This is a genomic window from Pedobacter arcticus A12 (assembly GCF_000302595.1).
GTDB lineage: Bacteria > Bacteroidota > Bacteroidia > Sphingobacteriales > Sphingobacteriaceae > Pseudopedobacter > Pseudopedobacter arcticus.
The window spans coordinates 1156848-1182804 of record NZ_JH947125.1; the positions used below are offsets into that span (position 1 = coordinate 1156848).

Consider the following 25957-nt stretch of genomic DNA (forward strand, 5'->3'; position numbering starts at 1 on the left):
AATTTAATTTAATGGCAAAAACTATAGTTGTAGGAGCTGGCTTAGCCGGGATTGCCAGTGCAATTAGGTTTGCATGCAAGGGTTTTGCCGTAGAAGTGTTTGAAAGTAATGCATATCCCGGCGGAAAACTCTCGGAATTTGAGCAAGGAACTTATCGTTTTGATGCCGGACCCAGTCTTTTTACGATGCCCCAATATGTAAATGAGCTTTTTACTTTAGCCGGAAAAAAAGCAAGCGACTATTTCGAATACCAAAAACTAGACGAGATTTGTAATTACTTTTGGGATGACGGAACGCGATTGACCGCTTTCGCTGATGTGAAAAAATTTAGTGAAGAGGTTGAGAAAAATACCAACGCTACTGCAAAAGAACTCCAAATCTATTTGGATAAAAGTGCCACCATCTATGATATCACACATCAGGTTTTTCTGGAGAAATCTTTGCATTTATTGTCGACTTACACCAACACAAATACCGCTAAATCTTTTTTGAGATTCGGACAGATTGATGCCTTCCGTACAATGGCAAAGGCTAACCAATCTTTTTTTAGCGATACAAAAATGGAGCAGTACGCGAACCGCTTTGCTACTTATAACGGATCAAACCCTTACCAAGCACCTGCAACCCTAAATATTATTCCACATTTAGAACAGAATTTGGGCGCTTATTTTCCTAAAGGCGGTATGTACAGCATCACCAAAAGCTTGGTAAAGTTAGCGCAAGATTTGGGTGTGAAATTTCGTTACAACAAGCGAGTGGATGAAATTGTGGTTACTGGTGGAAAAGTGAGAGGGATCAACGTGGGGCAACAGTTTTACGAAAGTGACCTGGTGGTTTCTAATATGGATGTTTATTTCACTTATAAGCATCTTTTAAAAGACCAAAAGCAACCTCAGAAAATATTGAAGCAGGAACGCTCAAGCTCTGCGCTCATATTTTATTGGGGTGTTAAAAAGCAGTTTAAAGAACTTGGTTTACACAATATCTTTTTTAGTAGAGATTACCGGGCAGAGTTTAATGCCATGTTTAAGTCGCAAAGTATCCACTACGACCCTACAGTTTATGTGAATATTAGCTCCAAAATGCAACCCAATGATGCGCCTGCTGGTTGCGAGAACTGGTTTACCATGATTAACGTACCGAATAATACTGGGCAAAATTGGGACAGCTTAATTGGGGAGGCTCGTAAAAACATCATCAATAAACTCAATAAAAACTTAAGAGTTGATCTTGAAAAGCTGATTGAAAACGAAAGTATTTTGGATCCAAGGACAATAGAAAGTAGAACATCATCTTTCCGTGGTTCACTTTATGGCACCAGCTCAAACAATCAATTTGCCGCATTTTTGCGTCATGCAAACTTTAGTAAAAGCATAGAAAACCTGTATTTCGTTGGCGGAAGCGTACACCCAGGTGGCGGAATTCCGTTGGCTTTATTATCTGCAAAAATTGTGGCTGACATGGTTAAATCCTCATCCCTTTCACTTTAACTAAAACCAAATGATTAGATTTGTGTTTTGTATCAACGATGATCAAACCTAAATCTAATAAAGTCATTTATGCTTTCTTCTCTTGGTACATAGAGCGGATTATAAAAAAAGATTTTTCGGGGTTTGAGTACAACAAAATAGCCGTTGATCCGCATAAGGCGATACTTTTATTATCCAACCACTTCAGCTGGTGGGACGGTTTCTTGGTATTTCATCTGAACAAAATCTACTTTAAAAAGAAATTTCATGTGATGGTTTTAGAAGAAACCGCAAAAAAAGTGAGTTTTCTAAAATATTTAGGTGCTTTTGGTATTCAAAAGAACGCAAAAAGCTTGGTAGAATCTTTAACCTATGCCGGCGAATTATTAGATAATCCAGATAATTTATTGTTGATTTTTCCTCAGGGAAAACTACATTCCTTACATAGCAAGTCTATAGATTTTGAAAAAGGTGTTTCGCGAATTATCGACGCCTCTAAAAAAAACTTCAATTATGTTTTTGCAGCCATTATAACAGATTATTTTGACCAGCGGAAGCCTAACTTGAAAATAGCCTTACAAAATTGGGAAGCCCCAGAATTTGTAGGCTTACAGCTTTTAAAAAGTGCCTACAACAAACATTACGAAGCTACTTTAACCCAACAATCAGAAATAACAGTATAAAATGATTTACTTTTTTTACATAGTGTTCTTTTTCCTGATTTTACGTTTTACCGTAACACTGTTCAACTTTATATCAAACCCTAAATTAACCAACTCCCCCAAAAAGTTTAACGATTTGGTTTCTATCTTAATCCCGGCCAGAAACGAGAAAGAGAATATCTTGCAGCTTTTGAAATCCATCCACCAACAAGATTATCAAAATATAGAAGTTATTGTTTTAGATGATGATTCGGAAGATAATACCTATCAATTGGTTGATAATTTTTGCGGAAACCACCCAAAATTTAAAATTGTAAAAGGCAAAAGCTTAGCAAAAGGTTGGTTAGGGAAAAACTTTGCCTGCCACCAACTAAGCCAGAAAGCAAAAGGAGATTGGCTGTTGTTTTTAGATGCCGATGAAGAAGTGAAAGACCACTTGATCAATAATACACTTTACCGAATGTACGTAGGTAAATTAAGCCTGCTCAGCTTATTCACTAACCAAATCACAATCAGCCTTGGCGAAAAAACCGTAGTACCTTTAATGCATTTCCTGCTATTAAACTTGCTGCCCTTACGTTTAGTAAAATTATCTAAATTGCCATCTTTTGCGGCGGCTAGCGGGCAGTTTATGCTGTTTAAGGCTTCGGATTATAAGCAGTTCGAATGGCATCAAGCAGTAAAAAACAAAGTGGTGGAGGATATTGAGATTATGAAAAAAGTAAAGCAAGATGGTTTGCTTGGCGAAGCTTTATTGGCAAACGGATTTGTTTTTTGCCGGATGTACAAGAATTATAACGAGTGTTTAAGCGGATTTAGTAAAAACATATTGGCAGGCTTTAACAACAGCATTATTGCATTAATCATCTACATTATATTTGTCGTTTTTGGTCCCGTTTTTATCTTACTCTTCGGGAATTTCCAGCTATTCTACTTCGCTTTGACACTTATCATTTTTAGCCGCATAATGATTTCTTATCTTTCGGGCCAAAATGTGTTTATCAATATTTTATATCATCCCATTCAAATGCTAAACTTACTTATCTTGGCTTTTTTGTCTATCAAACAATCGTTAGGCAGTAAAATAAGTTGGAAAGGCAGAACCATCAACACATGAAGTATTTAGAAAAAACAGGTTTATCAAAAATCTTTATCATCGTTTTTCACGCTGTAGGCTTTGTAGGTTTTACCTTACCTCACTTACACGATTTTTTTATCTCATTTGTACCTTTCCATCTATTGTTGATGGCAAGTATCCTACTCATCAACCAAAAAGATTATAAAAAAGAATTTTGGCTGGGCTTAGGCTTTGTTTATTTGAGTGGCTATTTGGTAGAAGTAGTGGGCGTTTCTAGCGGTGCAATTTTTGGAACCTACGCTTACGGCGAAACATTAGGCATTAAGGTAGCGCAAGTTCCGCTGTTAATTGGCGTTAACTGGGTTATTTTGGTTTTCTGTGTGGGTGCAGTTTTAAAGAAGTATTTTAAACATCTCCGTAGTCTTAAATCGTTAATCGGTGCTGCTATTCTGGTTTTTGTCGATTTTTTAATAGAACCCGTAGCCGTACGTTTTGATTACTGGAGCTGGGCAGATAGTACCATTCCACTTCAGAATTACATCGCTTGGTTTTTTGTCTGCTTTATTTTACTGAGGGTTTATTACGAGCTAGATTTCCGTAAATCAAACCCGGTAGCTTTAACTTTATTAATTAGCCAAGTGCTGTTTTTTATTGGCTTAAATGTTACGGCACTCTGACTTAACTTTTTATATTTTTGTAGAAAATGATATCAAATGGAATATAACTTACAAGTTTCTATTGACAACGATTCGGGCTTTTGTTTCGGCGTAGTTTATGCCATTGATATGGCCGAGGAAATTTTGGCAGAAGACGGCTATTTATATTGCTTAGGAGACATTGTCCATAACGATGAAGAAGTAATTAGACTCAAAGCAAAAGGTTTAAGAATTATCGATAACGAAGAGCTTAAATCTTTACATAACGAAAAAGTATTAATTAGAGCCCATGGCGAAGCACCAGAAACATATAAGGTTGCTTTAGCGAATAATATTATCTTAATTGACGCTTCATGCCCGGTAGTTTTAAAATTGCAGAACCGTATAAAAACTACGCATGATGCAAAAGAGAAGGTGCTTATTTTTGGAAAGCATGGCCATGCCGAAGTAATTGGTTTACAAGGTCAAACAAATAACGAAGCACTAGTTTTTCAGGATTTGGCAGAGCTTGACGGCGTAGATTTACCAAAGTCATTTACACTTTACAGCCAGACTACCAAATCAACCCATAAATTTTACGACATCAAAAACGAACTGATTGCTCGTGGTCACGATGTTAAAGCTAACGACACCATTTGCCGTCAGGTATCTAACAGAGATAAAGAGCTTCCAAATTTTGTAAAGAAATTTGATAAAATTGTTTTTGTATCTGGTAAAAAATCATCAAACGGAAAAGTGCTTTACGAAGTTTGCAAAAAGCACAATCCAGCTACTTATTTTATCAGCAAACCCAATGATTTAGAAACGGCAATGTTTAATAAAGGAGATAAAATTGGTATTTGTGGTGCAACGTCGACACCAATGTGGCTAATGGAGCAGGTTAAACAGGTTTTAGAAACGTATTAATTATTTGGGCGCTTTTCCGCTAACTGCGGAACCGGGCTTTCCGCTCATACGGTTTTGCCAAAACACAAGCCAACCACACGGCCTTATTCAAAGGCCGGTATCCGCTTCTATCCCTAACGCAAATTATCATTATTATAAATATTATAGCTTGAAAAACAATAACGGAATATATATGGCTATGCTAATCATCTTTTTATGGATGCTTAGTATTACTATGTTGATGCGTTTCGATTTCAGCTTTTCAAATCCTTTGATTTACATTTTTGTGTTGATACAAATGCATTTATATACCGGGCTTTTTATCACCGCACATGATGCAATGCATGGCACTGTAGCGCCGGCAAACAAAAAGCTAAATAATTTTATTGGTCAGCTTTGTACTTTGTTTTACGCGGTTTTTCCTTTTCAAAAATTAAATAGAGAACACCATAAGCACCATAAATTTGTGCATACCGCAGAAGATCCGGATTATTATGAAGGCAACTTTTTCAAATGGTATTTTCAGTTTATCAAACAATACCTCAGCTGGTGGCAAGTGGTAGCAATGGCTATTATTTACAACATTTTAAAAATTTACATTCCAGAAAAAAATCTTTTGATGTTCTGGGTTATACCATCCTTGTTAAGTACGCTGCAGCTATTTTATTTTGGCACTTATTTGCCACACAAAGGCGAACATCAAAATATTCATCATTCAAAAACACAGTCAAAAAATCATATATGGGCTTTCTTTACCTGCTACTTTTTTGGGTATCATTATGAGCACCACGATTCCCCAGGTACGCCTTGGTGGAAACTTTGGCAGGTAAAAGAAAATATTACAGATACAGATAATGGGTAAAAAAGGAATTCTATTGGTAAATCTGGGTACACCAGATAGTCCTTCAACGGCAGATGTAAGAAAATACCTCGGTCAGTTTTTAATGGACGAACGCGTAATTGATATCAACGCTGTTAGTCGTACAATGTTGGTAAAAGGGATTATCGTTCCATTCCGTGGACCAAAGTCTGCCAAAATCTATAAAGAAATCTGGACAGAAGAGGGTTCTCCTTTATTGATTTATGGCAACAGCGTTCGTGATGCCGTTGCCGAAAAATTGGGTGGTGATTATCACGTTGAATTGGCAATGCGTTACCAATCTCCATCAATCCCAGATGCGTTAGAAAGGTTAAAGCAAGCAAAGGTAGATAGCATTAAAGTGGTTCCTTTGTTTCCACAATATGCTTCAGCATCAACCGGATCGGTACATCAATTGGTTATGGAAATTGTGAGTAAATGGCAGGCAATTCCAGCCTTAAGCTTTATAAACAGCTATTATGATCATCCGGGGATGATTAAGATTTTTGCAGACAATACCCGGAAATATCTTGATCAAAAGTGGGATCATATTTTATTCAGTTTCCACGGAATCCCACAACGGCAAATGCGTAAAGCCGACGTTTCTGGCGAGCATTGCTTAAAGGTAGAAAACTGTTGTGCTACACTTACCGAAAACAATAAATTCTGCTACTCGGCACAGTGCCATAATACGGCACAATTAATTGCCAAAGAATTAAACTTAACCAATCAAGATTATACGCTTTGCTATCAATCTCGTTTAGGAAACGATCCTTGGATGCAACCTTACACCAGTGTTGTACTTAAAGATTTAGCCGAAAAAGGTGTTAAACGTTTGTTGGTTTTATGTCCGGCTTTTGTTGCCGATTGTTTGGAAACGCTTTACGAGATTTCGGTAGAGTACCAAGAAGAATTTGTTGAACTGGGTGGCGAGAAAGTTCAATTGGTGGAAAGCTTAAATGATAATCCAGCTTGGATTGAGGTTTTAGAAGATATCATCTTGAATAAATAAAGAAATATTTCTTTGTTATCGAGAAATATTTCTTAAATTAGATTTATAAAAGGTATCATGAAAAAGCCAATCAAAAAGATGAAGATATATGCAGAAACGGCACATGCACCGCTAAGCTTGGTTGCAGAAACTATTGCTGCTTACGGCAATATGTACGCTAGTCCAATCAGTATTTTATCTAATGCTAAACAAGGCTTAAAAGCAAATGCTGCTTTAGATTTTATTTCCGTCTCTGGCTTTACCTATGATGAGTTTCAGGAAACTTTTAAAACTACGGTAAAAACGATTCAAAACTATGTAGTTAAAGATCTAAAGCTTGATGCTGTATTAAGCGAGAAACTTCTAAAATCGTTTTCATTATATAATTTGGGTATTGAAGTATTTGGTAGCGCACCAGCTTTTCATCAATGGTTAAATGTGCCCGCTTATGGTTTAGGTGAACAAATACCCTTTAATTTAATGGATACAATTACGGGCATCACCTTAATAGAAGATGAACTCAACCGCATTGCTTACGGAGATTTAGCTTAAGTATGCAGGTTTACAGAATTACGCTTGCAAAGTTTGCTGATTCTTTGCAAGCATCTGGGCGGTCGGCGAGATGGAACGGCAATCAGGTACGGGTTATTTACGCTGCTTCATCGCAATCGCTATCCTGTTTAGAGAACGTTGTTCATAGAACTTCTTTGGGCCTAAATCAAAACTTTCGCTTATTAAGCATCAACATCCCGGATAACTTAAAGATTTCCACCATAAAACTATCTGATTTAAAACCCGATTGGCTAGCTTATGAAGAGCTTCCTTATACCCAAAACATCGGCAACAATTGGATACAGAAAAACGAAACGGCTGTGCTACGGGTTCCCTCAGCCATCATCGCTCAAGAGTATAATTATCTATTAAATCCCAATCACCCCGATTTTTCAGAAGTTAAACTGTTAGGAAATGAGTCCTTTATTTTTGATAGTAGGATAAAATCCTAAGTGAGAAATACCTTTTATTTTTAAAATCAATCAGACTCTCATTAGCTGTTAAAGGGCATATTTACCACTTTTAAGCGTTCAAACATTCTTTTACTGGCATGGTTTTAACAGTGTTGTTTTAGATATTCTGTTTTACAGGATAATAAAATTAGAAATATGAAAAAGACCTTAATTATGTTATTTGCTGTAAGTCTAGGATTTGGAGCAAGTGTAAATGCCCAAGAAGCTAAAACCGATAAAATAAAATTTGGTATTAAAGCCGGCGCAAATTTAACCACATTAGGAAAAATTGGAAGTGGTGCAAATGAATATAAATACGATTACCAACCAGGATTTACAGCTGGAATTTTTACTGAAATACCTTTAGGTGGTCAGTTCAAATTTGTTCCTGAAGTGAACTATTCTCAGAAAGGCGCCAAAGTCGAAGGTACCGTAAGTGGAGTAACCGGAAAATTAGAGACTAAAATTGATTACTTAGATGTGCCAATTGCGTTTAGTTATGAGGCAGCACCAAGATTTAATGTTTTTGCTGGTCCACAGGTTTCTTTTTTGTTAAGCCAAAAAACAGAATTCTATTCTAACGGCGAAAAATTAAACGAGACTACAGACACAAAAGATTTTGCAAAGACTATAGCAGGCGGTGTTGTTGGTTTAGGGTATGATTTTACACAAAACTTAAACGTAACAGGACGGTACATGAGAGATTTTCAAAAAGGAACCACTAACGATGATGAGAATTTTGGAAAAGCAAAGAACAGTGGTTTTGCGCTTACACTAGGTTATAAGTTTTAAACGAGCTAATCATTGATACAAACAGCCGTGAGTAAATCCACGGCTGTTTTTTTATACTCTGGTTTTTATCATCTGCAAATGTTCTTTTTACAAAACCATTACATCTAACCAGTTCAAAACCCAATGCATTCAGAGAATTAAATGATAACTTTCCATCTAAATTTTTTGTTATGAAATTAGGTTTTAAAATCCTTAGCGTAAGTTTTTTGCTTACAATTTTTGCTGCATCTGTGTATGCGCAAGCTTTAATGCCCCAACCAAGTTCTGGGCAAACCATTGTCCAAGATTTTGGATTAGGAAAAGTTACGGTTAATTACAGTCGCCCGGTGGCTAATGGTAGAGTGATTTTTGGCGGATTAGTGCCATACAACGAAATTTGGCGAACAGGTGCAAATAGTGCTACCACCATTGTTTTCACAGACGAGGTTAATTTTGGTGGACAAAAAATTGCAGCTGGTGAGTATGCCTTGTTTACCATTCCTGGCGAAAGCGAATGGACTGTGGTTTTAAATAAAGCTGCTAAACAATGGGGTGCTTATACCCATAAAGATGCAGATGATGTTGCAAAAATAAAAGTGAAAGCAGTAAAAACGGCTACTAAAACAGAAACTTTTACCATTCAATTTGATAACGTAACTCCAGGCACATTAGACTTAACTATCGCTTGGGACCATACGCAAGTAAATGTTCCTTTAACTGTAGATTACGATGCAAAGGTAATGGCTAACATAGCGCAAGCGATGAAGGGCGAAAAGAAACCTTATTTTGCGGCTGCTCAATATTACTTTACGAATGATAAAGATTTAAAGCAAGCTTTAGCTTGGGTTAAAGAAGCAGAAAAAGCTGACACAAAAGCACCGTGGATTAAACTTTGGAAAGCTAGAATACAGTCTAAAATGGGAGATAAAAAAGGTGCTAAAATCTCTGCAACCGAGGGATTGGCAATTGCTAAAGAAATCAATAATTCAGAGTACGTTAAGTTAAATCAAGCGTTTATAAACGATTTGAAATAACACCGTAATTTAAAAAAAGCTTCCCTTCAAAAAAGATGGGAAGCTTTTTTATGCCCAAAAAGTATCAATTACTTATCGCTTATTTTATAAGCAACAACAGAGTTTTTCAAAAACGTAGGTACATATAGTATATTTTTTTTGGCGTTCAAACCAATGTCTGCAGTGTTGATTTTTTCTGCCCTGCTATCCAATAACATGTCAAAAGTACCATCTGCTTTAATATGATAAATTAAGCCCACCCAGCAAGTTGCTATAAACTCATCTTTTTTGTAGGGCTCCAAACCGTCGCCACCTGCAGCCAAACCACTTGATATAATTTGTTGGTTTTGATTTTTTCCAATTTTCACCAAATTAGGCCCACTTAATACATACAGCTGGTCATTAATAAACTTAAGTCCGTTAGCGTTTTTAACATCGGCTAAAAACAGCTCGGCTTTGTTATTTACAATTCGGTAAATTTTACCTAAACGGGTATCAGAAACAAAAACTTCTCCTTTACTATTTATAGCAATATCATTTAAAAAAATAGCTTCGTTAATCGGAATTTTGGCTTCTACATTGGCAGATTTAATATCAATTTTAACTACCTCGTTAAGGTCGGCAACATAAATTTTACCTTTAAAATAACCTAAACCTTTTGGTGCGTTTAAACCGGTTATCCATTCTTTATTTAACACGGTTCCATCTTCCTTTAATATTGCAATCCCGCCTACGCCATCTGCTTTAGCGCCGTCGCCATCAATTAAAGAAACGTACAATAAATCGCCCAAAGGCAAAACAGATTCTGGTGTTGCCAAATCTTTAGTTTCCCAAATTTTAGTAAGTTTCAGTTGTGCATTTACTTGTGAAAAAGACAAAGCGAACAGTAAAAAAAGAATGTTTCTCATGATAATTTGATTACGAATTTAATTTTGACCTGCTAATTTACACATAAACCACAGGTTTTGGATTAATAATTGTTTAACTTAAGGTCTATAGATTTTTTATGAAAATAACTTTCCACGGCGCTGCACAAACTGTAACAGGCAGTAAACATTTGGTAACTCTTAATAACGGAACGCAGATTTTATTAGACTGTGGTCTTTTTCAAGGGCATGGTTCTGATACGGATGAAATGAATCGAGATTTTGGTTTCGATCCAAGAGCAGTGGATTATTTGATACTTTCTCATGCGCATATTGATCATTCTGGTTTAATCCCTAGATTGGTGGCTCAGGGGTTTAAAGGAGATATCATTTGTACGCCTGCCACTTATGCACTCTGTAAAATCTTGCTACAGGATTCTGCCAAAATTCAAGAAAACGATATCCGTTACGCTAATAAAAGGCGGTCAAAACATGGACAAAAACTTTTTGAACCATTATATACCATGAAAGATGCACTCGTTGCGTTAACACATTTCAAAAAAGTAAAATATAGTACGGTTTACCAAATTAGGGATGGAGTAAGGGTAAGTTTTGAAGACGCAGGTCATATTATAGGGAGTGCATCTGTGCATTTAGATATTAAAGAGGATGAGAAACTTACCCGCATTTCTTTTAGTGGCGATGTAGGTAGGTATAAAGATTTAATACTGAAAGCGCCAAGCCAGTTTAGACAGGCAGATTATATTTTGCTCGAGTCTACTTATGGCGATAGTTTACACGAAGATGCTAACCCGGCTGCAGAAAAACTGTTGCAGATTATTGAAGAAACTTGCGTAAAAAGAAAAGGAAAGCTCATTATTCCGGCATTTAGTGTAGGGAGAACACAAGAACTTTTATATTCTTTAAACAGTTTGGAGTTGGCAGGAAAACTGCCCGATGTTAAATATTATGTAGATAGTCCACTGTCTGAAAAAGCCACCATGGTTGTAAAATCATACCCTTGGAATTTTAACGAAAACGTACAGGAAGTTTTAAAAGTTGATGATGACCCATTTGACTTTAAAGGGCTACATTATGTGGAGGATGCTGAGGAGTCGAAGGCATTAAATACCGACGATACACCCATGGTTATTATTTCTTCTAGCGGTATGGCCGAAGCAGGGCGTGTAAAACACCATATCAGAAATAACATTGAAAATCCTAATTGTACAATTTTAATGGTAGGTTATTCAGAACCTTCTTCTTTGGCAGGAAGACTAAAAAATGGCGTGAATCCAGTTGCTATTTTTGGCGAGTATTATCAGGTAAATGCTACAATTGCTTCTTTACAATCGATGAGTGCGCATGGAGATCAGTCAGATTTGATACATTTTTTAAACGGTCAAGATAAAACGATACTCAAAAAGATATTTTTAGTACACGGCGAGTTCGATACCCAAAATAACTTTAAGTCAGAACTTAATAAGAGAGGCTATGAGAATGTTGAGATACCAAAAAGACATCAAAGTTTTCAGCTCTAAAGTATAAGAAGAGAGAAGCATGCTTCTCTCTCGAAGGACTATTATTCGTTCGTTTAATTGATTAAAACGACTTATAGATTTAACGGCCAGCGATAAGTTATTGGAGTTCCGGTGGCAATTTCCCGGTTTACTATCTCTTTCGGTGAAAGCTTTTCTAGATACATAATTAAAGCCCTCAAACTGTTGCCATGCGCAACAATAAGAACGGCTAGTCCTTTGTCTAAGTCTTTTTTTATGTATTTTTCAAAATAAGGAATTACCCTGTCATAAGTGTTTTTTAAGCTCTCTCCGCCAGGAGGAGGAGTGTCGAAAGACCTCCGCCAGATGTCTACCTGTGTTTCTCCAAATTTCTGAACGGTGTCACTTTTATTTAAACCTTCTAAATCTCCATAACGGCGTTCATTTAAAGCATCGCTCTCCACAACAGATATGTCTTTGAAACCAGCGCTATCACTTATAATTTGATAGGTATGCTTTGCCCTCAACAAAACCGACGTATAAACCCTATCAATCGTTACATATTTTAGTCTCTCTCCAACCTTTTTAGCCTCTTCTACACCACGAGCACTTAAGTCCACATCTCTACAACCTGTGAACCTGTTTTCGAGATTATAGACCGACTGCCCATGCCGAACAAGTATCAATTCGTTTCTCATTTTTTGTTGCTTAATAGTTGTATTGGTTTCACAGGCATTAAACATGCCATTATTTCCTTCCAAATTTCAGTTCGGCTAATCAATCAAAGAATCGTATTTTTACAGCAATGAGAGTAATTCATCTAAACACATACGATGGAAATGGGGGAGCCGGCCGAGCAAGCTATAGACTAAACAATGCTTTAAAAAAAGCAGGCGTAGATAGTGATTTGTACACCTATATCAAATTGGGGAAGCGGGATGATATTAAAGCACTGTATCCAGGGGTTGTAGATCGTTTTTTTGCCACACTTAGAATTCTAGCAGAGCGATACCTTCCTCGATTTTATGAAAAAGATTTAAAATTGCCGTTTTCTCTTTCTTTTTTTGGGAAGGATATTCATCAACATCCAGCCTTGCTACAAGCAGATATTATCCATTTACACTGGATTAATCACGGGTTTTTAAATCCAACGGATTTGGCAAAACTAGCTTTACTAAAAAAGCCCATTGTTTGGACCATGCATGATAGTAATACCTTTACAGGCGGTTGTCACGTACGTTTTGATTGCCAGAACTACATCACCGATTGTGGATTTTGTCCGCTGTTAAAAGACCCCGAGGCAGATGATATTTCTCATAAAACTTGGAAGCGTAAAATGCTTGCCTATCAAAAAATGAATGCGCAGTTCATCAGCCCCAGTAAATGGTTAACAGAATCCGCCAAGGAGAGCGGCCTGTTAAAAGATAAGCCAGTACATCATATTCCAAATACCTTAGAAACCGATATTTTTAAGCCTTTAGATAAGCAAGTAGCCCGAGCAAATTTGGGCTTAAAGCCTGATGATTTCATTCTGTTAAGCGGTTTTATGCCCTCTAAAAAAGATGCGCATAAAGGCACTCCTTACTTAATTGATGCTATTAATCTGTGGTTGGCTAAAAATCCAGAATTGGCAAAAAAGGTAACCTTGGTTGTCTTCGGAAATAGAAATACGCAATTGCCACCCCCGTTTGAGATTCCTGTAAAATTTTTAGGTACCATCAATAATGATGAAACTTTAGTAGAAGCATATGCCGCTGCGGATGCTTTTTTAACGACTTCTTTAGAAGATAATTTACCGAATACGGTAATGGAAAGCTTAGCCTGTGGAACTCCTGTGATCGCTTTTGAAACCGGTGGAATACCCGACATGGTGGATCATCAGGAAAACGGTTATTTGGCAAAGTATAAAAATGCGGAGGATTTTATGGAAGGTTTGAACTGGATTTATAATCACCAAAATAGAACTGTTTTAAACGCGAATGCTCGAGCCAAAGTAATGACTCGGTTTAGCGAGGCAAAGATTGCCGAGAAACACATCAACCTATACAAATCTTTATTGAACAATCTCGATGGAGAATTTTAAGCCTATTTTATCTGTTATAACGGTTGTTTATAACAACGTAATTGATATTGAAAGAACCATCAAATCTGTAGTTAATCAAAGTTATAGCAATATCGAGTACATTATTATTGATGGTGCAAGTAACGACGGTACTTTGGCAATAGTTGAAAGTTACCAGTCCAAAATTTCCAGAGTGGTAAGTGAAAAAGATAATGGAATTTACGATGCGATGAACAAAGGTTTGGCTTTAGCTACTGGCGATTATGTGTTGTTTATGAATTCTGGCGACGAAATTTATGAAAGTGATACCGTCGAGAAGATTTTCGCCAGCAAGGCACATGCTGATATTTATTATGGCGAAACAGAAATGTTGAATGCCAACTTACAGAGCGAAGGAACCAGACGCCACAAAACCCCAAAAGAGTTAACGCTGGCTAGTTTTAAATATGGTATGTGCGTAAGTCACCAGGCTATTTATATCAAAAAATCAATTACTGAACTTTATAATCCAAACTATCAGCTTAGTGCCGATATAGACTGGATTTTAAATGCGCTTACCAAAGCCAAAATGGTGGTAAACGTTGATTTTTATGTTGCCAAGTATTTGATGGGCGGCATGTCAAAACAAAAGCACTTGCAAAGTTTAAAAGAGCGCTTTAAAATATTCAGCCGTTATTTTGGTATTCTACCAAATATTTTCAATCATGGCGTAATTTCGTTACGTCTCCTTTTTTACTATTTGAGATACAATAAAACGAACGACTAAAACGTTTGATTACAAAAGCCTATAAAGGCAGAAAATCCCGATCTTTTTGAATCGGGATTTTCTCTTATACTGGTTAGTTTAAGCTGGTTGCTTACGGGCGATCTCGCGGTAGATCGCTATTGCTAGAATTAAAGATAGGAGAATAGATCCAAATAATGAAATGTTTTCTCCTAAAAAATATGAGGCTGGCTCAAATTTCCATTCAATTTTATGATTTCCAGCTGGCAAAACTGCAGCTCTTAAAAGGTAGTTAGCTCTAAAATATGGCTTTTCTTCGCCGTCAATGTACATTTTCCATCCTTTAGGATACCAAATTTCAGAAAAAACAGCTACTACATTTTTATCTACAGAATATTCATATTTTAATAGATCTGGGTGATAACTAGTTAGCTTTATTTGTCCGTTTTCCGGAATTCCAATTTTTTGGGCTTCAACTTGGCTTTTGAATTCTTTATTTACAATCGCCTCTTTTTGAGGGTCAAAAGAACTGATTGCCTGCATTTCCTGATCATTGTTTTCCGCATATTGCACACTTTGTACAAACCAAGCATGGCCACATGCTGTACTGTTTGCTTGCATACTTGCAGTTTTACCATCCTTACCCGTGGTGATAAAATATTTGGTGTTTAGCATATCCAATACATCCTGATTCAGGCCACCAGTAAACTGTTTATCAATCACCTCCTGAAAACGCTTTAATTTAGCAGCATGGTAGCCACCAATTGTTTTGTGGAATGCGGTAGCGTCTGCACTCTGAAAAGTTGGAATCGTTAAATCCAAAACCCTAAAATCAGGATCACGATCTCTCAATATAAACTCATCAACCTCACGTGGTTGTGCTTGCTGGTTCATGACCGCTTTCGCCACAAATTTATCATCATTCAGATAGCGTTTATCTAATGACCATAAATCGGTTAATACAATTAAACCGATAATAATAAGCCCTAAGGGTTGTGCGATCTTTTTATTGATTAAAGCCCAAAGAACGCCGATTCCTACCACAATAAACAGTAAAGACCGAATCGCATCTGCTCTAAAAAGTGAGATTCTATCATCCACTAAAGCACCAGCTATACTTGCTCCAAAACTGTTATCGCCACCTGCCATTTGGTTAAGTTGCGAAAGGAAATCTTGGTGATTATCAGCTTTAAAGCTAAATAGTAAAGTAGGCACAGCTAACAAAACCACCAAAATACCTAATACAATATATGCACTGGTTTTTAGTTTTTTGATGATTTCCTTTACATCGGCGGTTGGCTTGGTTGCTTCGAAAATGGCCAAACAAGCTAATATTGGTACGCATAAACTTGCAATAACCAGGTTAAACTCTACCGATCGGAACTTGTTATAAAGCGGGAAGTAGTGGAAAAACAGGTCGGAAATTAAGCTGAAGTTTTTACCGAATGCGAGCAGAATACTTAATAAGGTAGCGCTTAGTAACCACCATTTAAATCTTCCTTTAACTACAAATAATCCGAAGATAAATAGAAACAATACAAACGCACCAAAATACCACGGACCAGACGTAAATGGCTTTGGCCCCCAGTACACTGGCATTTGTTGTGCAAAACCAGCTGCTTGGTTAATATCGGCACCTTTACCCAATAAGGCCTTCGCAACGTTTGACTTATCATCAAGCATGGGCATTGAAGCACCACCGTATGCATTAGGAACTAATAAGGTAATGGTTTCGCCAACGCCTTGGCTCCATTGGTAAGCGTAATCTTTATCTAAACCATTGTTTGGTTGCGAACTGTCTGTGGTAATATTTGATTTGCCACGGGTAGAAAACTTGCTGTACTCGTAGGTTGTCCATAACGTTCCAGCGTTCACTAAAACTCCTAAAATCACCGTTAAAGTTAGTACACCAACTGATTTGCCAAAAGGTTTGAGTGTTTTGTTTTTATAAGCATGAAAGAATTCGATCCCCATTAATACTAATAGGGCAATAAACAAATAGTAAGTCATTTGAATATGGTTTGCCCTAATTTCTAAAGAGATAAATAGCGCCGAAACTGCTGCGCCCAACAGATACCTGCCTCTTAAAGTTAGCATTACACCCGCCAAAATTGCCGGAAAAAAGGCAATTGCCATAGCCTGGTTGCTGTGGCCAGCCTCTATAAAAATAAAATTATACGAAGAAAAGCCAAAGGCTATGGCACCCACGGCTGCCAGCCAAGGACTTAAGCCCAGCACAATTAATAGAAAATAAGTTCCGATAAGGTATAACAAAACGATATCAACGGGATTTGGCGAAGAAGCCTTGATAAAGTCAATGATGTGCGTAGTTATGTTTTTAGGATATTTTAACCAGATTTGGTAACTAGGCATCCCACCGAACATGCTATTTGTCCAAAGTGGAGCTTTGCCATCAAGTTTATTGTATTTCATGATCTCGCTTTGTGTAGCACCCGCTTTTTGAACATCGCTTTGCATCAATACCTTACCCTGAAAAGCGGGGGTGAAATAAACAAAACATAAGATTACAAAAAACAGGATGATACCGATATGGATACCATTTCTTTTAAACCAATTCGCCATTTTAAATTAAATTATTGAGCATCAAAAATAGGAATATACTCGGGCAAATGAAATCTATTATTTTTTGTGGGATTTGCGTTCAAAAAAACAGTTTTTGAGGCGGATGGACTGGAGTTTATGGAATATTGAACCTTAACTACATTGTAACGATAGCTTTAAGTTCTAAGAATGATAGTCAATAATTATAATAACGTTGTTGTGGTACAATTGTAAATGTTCACAGGCAAAAAACCTTGTTCTTTTACCAAAAGTAAAACCAATACGTACACACCATCAGCTCATGTATCAGTCCTGTAAAAGCGATTCTGTGTTAAACTTCATTCAGTTTAAGGACCGTTTTTATCAAAAAGCAAATTAAATTATTCTTTATGAATCCCTTATTTGGATTTAATATAAATAAGCCTTATTTTCGTGGCAACTCATTTATACTAGCATGAAGTTATCGCAACTAAAAATAGGACAGGTAGGAATTATTAAAGAATTTACAGATTTAGAAATGTCTGTTAAGTTAATGGAGATGGGATGTTTGCCTGGCGAATGTGTTAAATTAGAACGTATAGCCCCAATGGGCGATCCCATAGCAGTTTCTGTAGCTGGCTATCAATTATCGTTAAGAAAACTAGAAGCTTCTACGATAGAATTGATTTAATCTGATAAGGATTGAAAAATATTAAAAAAGTAGCTCTTGTTGGTAATCCAAATACAGGGAAATCGACCATTTTTAACATATTAACAGGTTTAAATCAGCGAATAGGTAATTTTCCAGGCGTTACGGTTGATAAAAAGTCGGGCTTTACCAAGCTGGCCGATGGAACCAGTGTAGAGGTTATAGATTTACCGGGTACTTACAGCCTGTACCCTAAAAGCGCAGATGAAACCATTGTTTTTGAAGTACTGTCTGATAAGCAGAATTCAGCCCATCCAGATATTGTTTTAGTAGTTGCAGATGCAACTAGTTTAAAGCGAAACTTATTACTTTATACCCAGATTGCGGATTTAGGTTTGCCTGTTATTTTGGTTTTAAACATGATGGATTTGGCTAAAAAAGGCAATATCGAGATAGATATTGATGCTTTAGCCAAAAGATTGAATATCCAAGTTGTAACGCTGGCCGCTCGCAAATCGCAAGGTATTGAGGAGCTAAAAAAAGCAATACAGTTTCAGGATAAGGTTGGCTTGCAACTGGAGACCATTTCGGTCGAAGCGATTGCTCCGGAGTTGATACAGGATATTTCTGTAGCATTAAAAACTGAGAACCCCTACGTTGCGCTTCAGATTGCGCATCAGCATAAAAATTTAAGATACTTAAGCAAAGCAGAAAGACAACAGGTTGAAGAATTTGTAAGTTCAAGAGATTTTCATTCCCAAAAATCGCAGGCAGCAGAAACGATTGCCCGTTACAATTATATTAATGATGTTCTTTTAGATTCTGTTAAGTACACAACTGTTGCAGTAGAAGAAACCATCAGCAATAAAATAGATCATTATTTAACCCATAAGGTTTGGGGTTTTGTGATTTTTATTGGGATACTGTTCGCTATTTTCCAATCTATTTTTGCTTGGTCGGAGTACCCGATGACGCTAATAGAAACGTTATTTGTTTGGTTAGAGCAAGCGGGGCATCAGTTTTTACCGAGCGGAGTTTTAACAGATTTATTGGTTGACGGGGTACTAGCAGGCTTAAGCGGTGTAATGGTTTTTATCCCTCAAATAGCCCTGTTGTTTGCTTTTATCTCCATTTTAGAAGATACGGGTTACATGGCTCGTGTTACGTTTATGATGGACCGATTAATGCGAAAAGTGGGCTTGAACGGAAAATCTGTTGTACCGATGATTGGAGGATTGGCTTGCGCCGTTCCTGCTATTATGAGTGCCAGAACAATTGAAAACTGGAAAGAACGGATGATTACCATTATGGTAACACCCTTGGTAAGCTGTTCTGCAAGGTTGCCTATTTATACCTTATTGATATCTTTAGTTGTGCCTAACAAAATGGTATTCGGCTTTATACAGTTACAAGGTTTGGCGCTAATGTCATTGTATTTAATGAGTATTGTGTCGGCTATTTTAGTGGCTTGGGCAATGAAGTTTATTTTAAAAAGTAAGGCAAAAGGCTATTTTATTATGGAGTTGCCGGTTTACAGAATGCCACGCTGGAGCAATGTTGGTTTAACCATGTACGAGAGTGTTAAAACCTTTGTTACCGAAGCTGGTAAGGTTATTATAGCGGTGTCTATTCTGCTTTGGGTGCTGGCGAGCTATGGTCCTGGAGATAAGTTTGAGAAAATAGATGCTAAATACAAGGCTGAAACCTATACCTCAAAATATAGTGAGCATGAGATTGAAAGGCTAAAATCTTCAGAAAAGCTGGAAAATTCTTACGCTGGCGTGTTAGGGAAAAGTATTGAACCTTCCATTAAGCCTTTAGGTTTCGATTGGAAGATAGGGATTGCTTTAATTACATCATTTGCTGCCAGAGAAGTTTTTGTAGGCACAATGGCTACATTGTATTCTGTTGATGGCGATGCGGATCAAATGGATTCTGTACGGGATAAAATGGCAAATGCTAAAAACACGGAAACTGGTCTGCCGGTTTTTACAGTGGCTACCGCATTTTCTTTAATGATGTTTTATGCTTTTGCCATGCAGTGCATGAGTACCATGGCGGTGGTTTACCGCGAAACCAAACACATTAAATGGCCAGTTATCCAATTTGTTTATATGTTGGTACTGGCTTATGTGGCCAGTTATGTTACCTATGTAATTTTAAAATAAATTAAAGTCTTTCGCCATGTTGCGAAATATCTAAACCCACTTCTTCTTCTTCTTTAGAAACTCTTAAGGGCGTAATCATATCTGTTACTTTCAATAATAGTAAGGATCCAAAAAAAGAAAAAGCAGAAACACAGATCATCGCTACCAAATGCACCAGAAACAAATGTGTTTCTCCAAAAATCAGGCCGTTGCCTGTGGTGTTTGCTGGGTTAATTGACTGGTGGGCAAACACGCCAGTTAACAACATGCCAACCATACCTCCAACTCCGTGGCAGGGAAAAACATCTAAAGTATCATCTATCGAAGTCCGTGTTCTCCAGTCTACTACCAGGTTGCTTATCACCGCTGCAACAACACCGATAATTAGTGAATGTGAAATACTTACAAACCCAGCGGCGGGCGTAATTGCCACAAGTCCTACAACAGCGCCAATACATGTTCCCATTGCAGACGGTTTTTTCCCTTTGTAAGAATCAAAGAAGATCCAAGCCAATGCCGCGGCTGCAGAAGCAGTCATTGTGTTTGCCAGTGCAATTGCGGCTAAAGTGCCCGCACTGTAGGCAGAGCCACCATTAAATCCAATCCAACCGAACCATAAAAGTCCTGTTCCTAAAAGCACATAGGTTACTCGGGCTGGATTATGGTTGGGCTCACTTCTCTTTTTTAGGTAAAGTGCAGACGCCAGTGCAGCCCATCCAGCAGACATGTGTACAACGGTGCCACCTGCAAAATCTAAAACCCCAAACTTAAACAGCAAGCCATCTGGATGCCATGCAGAATGCGCTAGCGGGGCATAAATAACAATAAAAAATAAACAGATAAACAAACAGTATGAAATAAAGCGAATGCGTTCAGCAAATGCTCCGGTAATTAAAGCTGGCGTAATAATGGCGAATTTCAATTGATAGATAGCAAACAGAATAAAAGGTATGGTAGGAGCTAAAGGCCATGGTTTTCCTTCTATTACATGGTTCATCATAAAGTAAGTGGTTGGGTTGCCAATAATACCACCTATGGAGTCTCCAAATGCTAAACTAAACCCAAAAACTACCCAAAGCACTGTAATAATAGCCATACATATAAAGGTTTGTAGCATGGTTGATATCACATTTTTCTTGTTTACCATTCCTCCATAAAAGAAAGCTAAACCTGGAGTCATGATCAAAACCAAAGCAACAGCGCTAAGCATCCAAGCAACATCGGCATTGTTATAAGTGTTTTTGTATAATCCGCTAGGTAAACTAGGATGAATAATTGTTAGTAAAGCAATAATTACCAGAAATACGAATGGAAACTTGGAAAGTTTTTTAGACATCTTCTTTTTTGCACATTTTTATGAGACAAAAGTATGTAAAAACTATAGTTTATTTGCAAATCTGATATTTTGTATCGATTTTTATTATGTTTATATTGTAAAAAGCTTTATAGCATAAATATTTTCAATATAAGTAGGCTATTTTGTTGTTAAATTTTAATTTTCGTAAAATAGAAATGAAATTGATAGCTGTAAAAGGTGCCAAATATAAAATATCGTAATTTTTATAGAGCTAAATTGTTTTTTTTGAGATAAAAGGGAGCGAAACATAGAAAGTGCTTCCATGTCCAACTTCGGTTTCGAACCAGATTTCTCCGTTTTGTAAATGAGTATATTCTTTACAAAGTACCAAGCCTAGTCCTGTGCCTTTCTCTTTCTTTGTTCCTATGGTTGTTTGTACGTTAAGCGAAAATATGTTTTTCTGGTTTTCTTCAGAGATACCCACGCCATTATCTTCCACCTTAAAAATCACTTGATCTTGCTCTTTAAACACACTGAAGATGACTTTTTCGTTGGTATCAGAAAACTTTACAGCGTTAAATAACAAATTACGAATAACAAGTTTTAACATGTTTTCATCGGCTTTTACTACTATATCTTTTTCAATATCTTCAATAATTAAAACACCTTTGTGTTCTGCGTAATTTTTAGCTTGGTTAAGCTCATGATATAAAGTCTGTTTTACGTCTAATTGTTTTTCGAAGGGTTTGGCGCCTCCCATTTGGCTTTTTGCCCAAATCAATAAATTATCTAGTAAATCATAGGCTTCATTTATCGATTTCATCAACCCATTTTCGATAATGTCTTTTTCTTCCTCGTTTAAGTCGTTTTCTTTTAAAAAATCTAAATATTGTTTTACGGTACCTATTGGGGCTTTTAAGTCATGTGAAATGATGGAAAATAGCTTGTTCTTTTCGGAGTTGAGCTGTTCTAATGCTATCGCCTTTGCTTGTAATGTTCTTTTCTGTTTCTCATAAGCTCGTCTAGTGTAAAAAATGCCTGCCGTCATCAAAAAAACCACGAATAGGTAAGTAATATATACATCATTGACCAATAAAAGTTTATTGCTATAACCCACTAAAATAGCCTGAGGATAAAAATACTCAACACTAATAAGTACAGCAAGTAAACAGAGATTTAGAACGAGCCAAAACCAGGTAGCTTTCTGGCTTGCAACGGTTGCGATGATATAGATAGTTGCTAAAAACAGAATAGGGGTAGGACCGATGATCCCGCCATTTATGAAATAGTTAATGCCCAATAATATGTGCATTTCAAAACCTGTGAGTGTTACCGCCAGGTTGAATTTTTTCTCGACTCGACTGATGTATAGAATAATCGCTTGTACCAAACAGATCGCCATAGATACAACCGACGATTCATATAAGCCTAACCCGAGGTTGAGAAATAAGCTTACGAACGCACCAATACATGTAAAAAACGAAAGTAGATTAAATACGCGATGCTCTAAAGAAAATCTATCAATGTCGCCAATAAAAATGAAGCGTATTTTTCGGTAAATTTTCGACAGTAAACTCATCGCTATCCGGTTTATCCGTTAAAATGATACAAAAACACAGCTTCGCCGGTAAAAGCGGGTTTCTTTTCGTCTTTAATCTCTAGCTCTATAGCAATGTTTGCTTTTGTAACGCCTCTTAAATTTACAATTCCGGCTAGACTAACCTTTAAACGTACTTCACTGTTGACTTTAACAGCTTGTGCAAAACGCAGTTTCTCTATGCCGTAGTTGATCTCCATTTTTAGATTTTGGATGCTCACTACTTGTTTCCATAAATTCGGGATTAAAGAAAGTGTTAAATAGCCATGGGCGATGGTAGTTCCAAAAGGACTATCTATAGCCGCTTTCTTTTCGTCGATATGTATCCACTGGTGGTCTAAAGTTGCATCGGCAAAAAGGTTGATCTGTGGTTGGTCTATTTTGTGCCATTCAGAAACACCCATTTCTTTTCCTAAATAACTTTCAAAAGTCTCGTAATTATTAATTGTAATCATATTCTTAGCTTTTTGTAGATGTAAATGCGTTCCAGCCTTGGGCTTTAATTTCGTGAATATTTCCGGATTTTGTAATCAAATAATTTCCGGCACTTTCTTCTGTAATGTAACCAATTATTGAAATGTCAACATCATGTTTCATTTTATCATAATCTGCTTGTTTGATCGTGAAAAGCAATTCATAATCTTCACCACCATTTAATGCGCAAACCGTTGGGTCTAGGCCAAATTCACGGGCAGTATCTGCAGTCATGGGGTCAAGCGGGATTTTTTCTTCGTAAATTTTACAGCCTTTTTTTGATTGGCGGGTAATGTGTAAAATTTCGGAGGCTAAACCATCAGATACATCAATCATAGCTGTTGGTTTAATTTTCATTTTAGCCAATAGATCAACAATATCAATCCTAGCTTCGGGCTTCAGCTGTCTTTCAACAATGTAATCTTTACCTTCTAAATCAGGTTGGATTTTTGGGTTCGTTAAAAACACCTGCTTCTCTCTTTCTAAAAGCTGCAAACCAACATAAGCGCCACCTAAATCACCCGATACACAAATTAAATCACCTTCTTCTGCCCCGTTTCTGTAGCAAATGTCTTTTTCATCGGCGTAGCCAATACTTGTGATAGAAATTACCAATCCTTGGCGGGATGATGTGGTATCACCTCCAATTAAGTCAACATTGAATTTCTCACAGGCCAACAACATCCCTGCGTATAACTCCTCAATAGCTTCTAAAGGAAACTTGCTAGAGAAACCTAACGAAACAGTTACTTGGCTGGCAATGCCGTTCATTGCATAGATATCACTTAAGTTAACCTGAATTGCTTTGTAGCCGAGGTGTTTAAGTGGCGTAAAAGCGAGGTCAAAATGTATGCCTTCTAAAAGCATATCGGTAGATATCAGAGTCTTTTTATTTTTAAAATCCAGAACAGCAGCGTCATCGCCAACACCTTTTAAAGTACTTTTGTTTTTGATGTTGATATGCTGTGTTAAATGATGGATCAATCCAAACTCACCTAGGTTTGCTATTTCTGTTTTTTCTGTTTGCTCAAACATGTTTAATACGCTATACTATTTGCAAAATCTAATTGATCAGCAAAGGTAAAAATTTTAATTAGGTCTTTTTTTTGTTGTTTCTTTGATTGTTATTTAAATCAAGTAGCCAATTTTAAAAGATCAGTTTAGTTAAAAAAAAAGCGTTCTCAAAAAATTGAGAACGCTCTATACATTTTTAACGATTGATAATTAATCAATCACACTAACCTTAATCATATTGGTTTTCCCTTTTTTCTCGATTGGAATCGCTGCTGTATTAATTACAATATCGCCAGCTTCGATAATTTTCTCCGCTTTTAATATCTTATTAACCTCACTTATGGTTTGGTCGGTACTGTCAAACTTATCGTAATAAAAACCTCTAACACCCCATAGTAAACTTAAAGTGTTTAATAAATTGTGGTTAGATGTAAAAATGAATGTACCTGCTTTTGGCCTGTGAGAACAGATTTGGAATGCGGTATAACCTGAAGATGTCATCGCTACTATACCAACTGCTTTGGTTTTATCAGCTAAAATAACTGCTGAACTACAAACAGCATCTGCGGTGTAAGTGGTAGATGTTTCGTCCAATTCTTTTTCTCTATAATAAGGATAAGAAGTGTCTTCAACGTGACGAACAATTTTACTCATTGTTTCAATAACAATCAGTGGAAACTCACCTACAGAAGTTTCTCCGCTTAGCATTACAGCATCAGCACCGTCTAAAACAGAATTAGCTACGTCGTTAACCTCAGCTCTGGTTGGGCGTGGCGTAGTAATCATGCTTTCCAACATTTGCGTAGCAACAATACATGGCTTAGATGCCTTGTTACATTTTTTCGCAATCATTTTCTGTAAAACCGGAACTTCTTCCAATGGCATCTCCACACCTAAATCTCCACGGGCAACCATAACACCATCTGTAACTTCAATAATGGCATCAATATTATCAATAGCTTCTGGTTTTTCAATTTTGGCAATTACCCTAGATGTTTTTCCGCTACGGCTAATGATGCGCTTTAAATCAATAATATCTTCTGCAGTACGTACAAAAGATAAACCGATCCATTCAACATCATTTGCTAAGGCAAAATCTAAATTAACTAAATCTTCTTCTGTTAATGATGGGATAGAAACTTTGGTATTTGGTAAATTAACACCTTTACGACTAGTTAAAACGCCACCGTGTATTACCTCGCAAATTACAGTGTCTTTTCTGTTAGTCTCCACTACTTTTAATTGTAGTTTACCATCATCTAACAATATAATTTCACCAGCCTTAACATCCTGAGGGAATGCTTCATAAGTAATGTAGATTTGGTTATCATCACCAATACATTCCTGCGTGGTAATTTTTACCTGCGTACCATTAATAAGGTTAATTCCGCCATCTTTTACCATGCCAATTCTAATTTTTGGCCCTTGTAAATCAGCTAAAATACCAATATTAGTTTTGTACTTTCTGTTGATTTCTCTGATGGTATTGATTGCTTCTTGGTGATCTTCTGCTTTTCCATGCGAGAAGTTCAAACGGCAAACGTCAACTCCAGCTTTAATCATGGATAATAAAACATCTTTATTTGATGATGCAGGACCAAGCGTGGCAACAATCTTGGTTTTCTTTTGTATAATTTTCATATTATTTTTGAAATTCTTTGTCTTAATTCTGTTAAAATCATCCGATTTTAACACTCAA

General features: G+C 36.9%; 24 protein-coding genes. 16 read left to right on the plus strand and 8 right to left on the minus strand.

Features of this window, described 5'->3' with window-relative positions; translation table 11 throughout:
* Positions 1–11 precede the first annotated feature (11 nt).
* From crtD to B176_RS0106525, 11 genes are all read left to right on the plus strand, one after another.
* Positions 12–1490, plus strand: coding sequence for a 1-hydroxycarotenoid 3,4-desaturase CrtD (gene crtD / locus B176_RS0106475; protein WP_017257975.1), 1479 nt, complete (start codon positions 12–14; stop codon positions 1488–1490).
* Between the two features lie 38 nt (positions 1491–1528).
* Positions 1529–2152, plus strand: a complete 624-nt coding sequence (locus B176_RS0106480; RefSeq protein ID WP_017257976.1) for a 1-acyl-sn-glycerol-3-phosphate acyltransferase — start codon at positions 1529–1531, stop codon at positions 2150–2152.
* Position 2153: 1 nt separating this feature from the next.
* The gene (locus B176_RS0106485) at positions 2154–3248 is read left to right on the plus strand and encodes a glycosyltransferase (RefSeq protein WP_017257977.1); all 1095 of its coding nucleotides are present in this window, start codon (positions 2154–2156) and stop codon (positions 3246–3248) included.
* Entirely contained in the window at positions 3245–3886 is a 642-nt protein-coding gene (locus B176_RS0106490; protein ID WP_017257978.1) for a carotenoid biosynthesis protein, read from the plus strand. The genes B176_RS0106485 and B176_RS0106490 overlap by 4 nt, the downstream gene beginning before the upstream one ends.
* Positions 3887–3922: 36 nt before the next feature.
* Complete coding sequence (locus B176_RS0106495; RefSeq protein ID WP_017257979.1) at positions 3923–4771, plus strand: 4-hydroxy-3-methylbut-2-enyl diphosphate reductase; 849 nt, start codon at positions 3923–3925, stop codon at positions 4769–4771.
* Positions 4772–4919: 148 nt separating this feature from the next.
* Positions 4920–5612, plus strand: coding sequence for a fatty acid desaturase (locus B176_RS0106500; protein WP_026063194.1), 693 nt, complete (start codon positions 4920–4922; stop codon positions 5610–5612).
* Positions 5605–6621 carry a ferrochelatase gene (gene hemH / locus B176_RS0106505; protein WP_017257981.1) on the plus strand — a complete coding sequence of 339 codons (1017 nt, stop codon included), beginning with the start codon at positions 5605–5607 and terminating at the stop codon, positions 6619–6621. Before B176_RS0106500 ends, hemH begins: the two co-directional genes overlap by 8 nt.
* A gap of 57 nt (positions 6622–6678) precedes the next feature.
* Complete coding sequence (gene parS, locus B176_RS0106510) at positions 6679–7152, plus strand: type II RES/Xre toxin-antitoxin system antitoxin (RefSeq protein ID WP_017257982.1); 474 nt, start codon at positions 6679–6681, stop codon at positions 7150–7152.
* A gap of 2 nt (positions 7153–7154) precedes the next feature.
* Positions 7155–7604 (plus strand): RES family NAD+ phosphorylase, encoded by a 450-nt coding sequence (locus B176_RS0106515; RefSeq protein ID WP_017257983.1) that lies wholly within the window; start codon positions 7155–7157, stop codon positions 7602–7604.
* A 156-nt stretch (positions 7605–7760) separates the two neighbouring features.
* Positions 7761–8396 carry a porin family protein gene (locus tag B176_RS0106520; RefSeq protein WP_017257984.1) on the plus strand — a complete coding sequence of 212 codons (636 nt, stop codon included), beginning with the start codon at positions 7761–7763 and terminating at the stop codon, positions 8394–8396.
* A 170-nt stretch (positions 8397–8566) separates the two neighbouring features.
* A complete protein-coding gene (locus tag B176_RS0106525; protein ID WP_026063195.1) occupies positions 8567–9409 on the plus strand; it encodes a DUF2911 domain-containing protein in 843 nt (280 codons plus the stop codon).
* 68 nt (positions 9410–9477) lie between these two features.
* Here the strand turns inward: B176_RS0106525 and B176_RS0106530 are convergent, their stop codons facing one another.
* Positions 9478–10296: an SMP-30/gluconolactonase/LRE family protein gene (locus B176_RS0106530; protein WP_017257987.1), complete on the minus strand. Its 819-nt coding sequence runs from the start codon at positions 10294–10296 to the stop codon at positions 9478–9480.
* Positions 10297–10394: 98 nt separating this feature from the next.
* Here B176_RS0106530 and B176_RS0106535 point away from each other — a divergent pair, with 98 nt between their 5' ends.
* The gene (locus B176_RS0106535) at positions 10395–11795 is read left to right on the plus strand and encodes an MBL fold metallo-hydrolase RNA specificity domain-containing protein (RefSeq protein WP_017257988.1); all 1401 of its coding nucleotides are present in this window, start codon (positions 10395–10397) and stop codon (positions 11793–11795) included.
* A gap of 71 nt (positions 11796–11866) precedes the next feature.
* Here the strand turns inward: B176_RS0106535 and B176_RS0106540 are convergent, their stop codons facing one another.
* Positions 11867–12451, minus strand: a complete 585-nt coding sequence (locus B176_RS0106540) for a 2,3-bisphosphoglycerate-dependent phosphoglycerate mutase (protein ID WP_026063196.1) — start codon at positions 12449–12451, stop codon at positions 11867–11869.
* 107 nt (positions 12452–12558) lie between these two features.
* Between B176_RS0106540 and B176_RS0106545 the strand changes: the two genes are divergently transcribed.
* Positions 12559–13836, plus strand: a complete 1278-nt coding sequence (locus B176_RS0106545) for a glycosyltransferase family 4 protein (RefSeq protein WP_017257990.1) — start codon at positions 12559–12561, stop codon at positions 13834–13836.
* On the plus strand, positions 13823–14581 hold the full coding sequence (locus B176_RS0106550; protein WP_017257991.1) for a glycosyltransferase family 2 protein: 759 nt from the start codon (positions 13823–13825) through the stop codon (positions 14579–14581). The genes B176_RS0106545 and B176_RS0106550 overlap by 14 nt, the downstream gene beginning before the upstream one ends.
* Positions 14582–14659: 78 nt before the next feature.
* Here B176_RS0106550 and B176_RS0106555 read toward each other — a convergent pair whose 3' ends face one another.
* The gene (locus tag B176_RS0106555) at positions 14660–17122 is read right to left on the minus strand and encodes a glycosyltransferase family protein (RefSeq protein WP_017257992.1); all 2463 of its coding nucleotides are present in this window, start codon (positions 17120–17122) and stop codon (positions 14660–14662) included.
* A 433-nt stretch (positions 17123–17555) separates the two neighbouring features.
* Between B176_RS0106555 and B176_RS0106560 the strand changes: the two genes are divergently transcribed.
* Positions 17556–17771, plus strand: a complete 216-nt coding sequence (locus B176_RS0106560; protein WP_017257993.1) for a FeoA family protein — start codon at positions 17556–17558, stop codon at positions 17769–17771.
* Between the two features lie 11 nt (positions 17772–17782).
* Positions 17783–19897, plus strand: coding sequence for a ferrous iron transport protein B (feoB, locus tag B176_RS0106565; protein ID WP_017257994.1), 2115 nt, complete (start codon positions 17783–17785; stop codon positions 19895–19897).
* 1 nt (position 19898) lies between these two features.
* On the opposite strand, the gene B176_RS0106570 is transcribed toward feoB, so the two are convergent.
* The 5 genes from B176_RS0106570 to pyk all read right to left on the minus strand — a co-directional run bounded on the left by B176_RS0106570 (position 19899) and on the right by pyk (position 25899).
* Positions 19899–21212, minus strand: a complete 1314-nt coding sequence (locus B176_RS0106570) for an ammonium transporter (RefSeq protein WP_017257995.1) — start codon at positions 21210–21212, stop codon at positions 19899–19901.
* Positions 21213–21444: 232 nt separating this feature from the next.
* Positions 21445–22752, minus strand: coding sequence for a sensor histidine kinase (locus B176_RS20185; RefSeq protein ID WP_017257996.1), 1308 nt, complete (start codon positions 22750–22752; stop codon positions 21445–21447).
* Between the two features lie 11 nt (positions 22753–22763).
* Positions 22764–23225 carry a MaoC family dehydratase gene (locus B176_RS0106580; RefSeq protein ID WP_017257997.1) on the minus strand — a complete coding sequence of 154 codons (462 nt, stop codon included), beginning with the start codon at positions 23223–23225 and terminating at the stop codon, positions 22764–22766.
* Between the two features lie 4 nt (positions 23226–23229).
* The gene (gene thiL, locus B176_RS0106585; RefSeq protein ID WP_017257998.1) at positions 23230–24279 is read right to left on the minus strand and encodes a thiamine-phosphate kinase; all 1050 of its coding nucleotides are present in this window, start codon (positions 24277–24279) and stop codon (positions 23230–23232) included.
* A gap of 189 nt (positions 24280–24468) precedes the next feature.
* On the minus strand, positions 24469–25899 hold the full coding sequence (pyk, locus tag B176_RS0106590; RefSeq protein WP_017257999.1) for a pyruvate kinase: 1431 nt from the start codon (positions 25897–25899) through the stop codon (positions 24469–24471).
* Positions 25900–25957 lie beyond the last annotated feature (58 nt).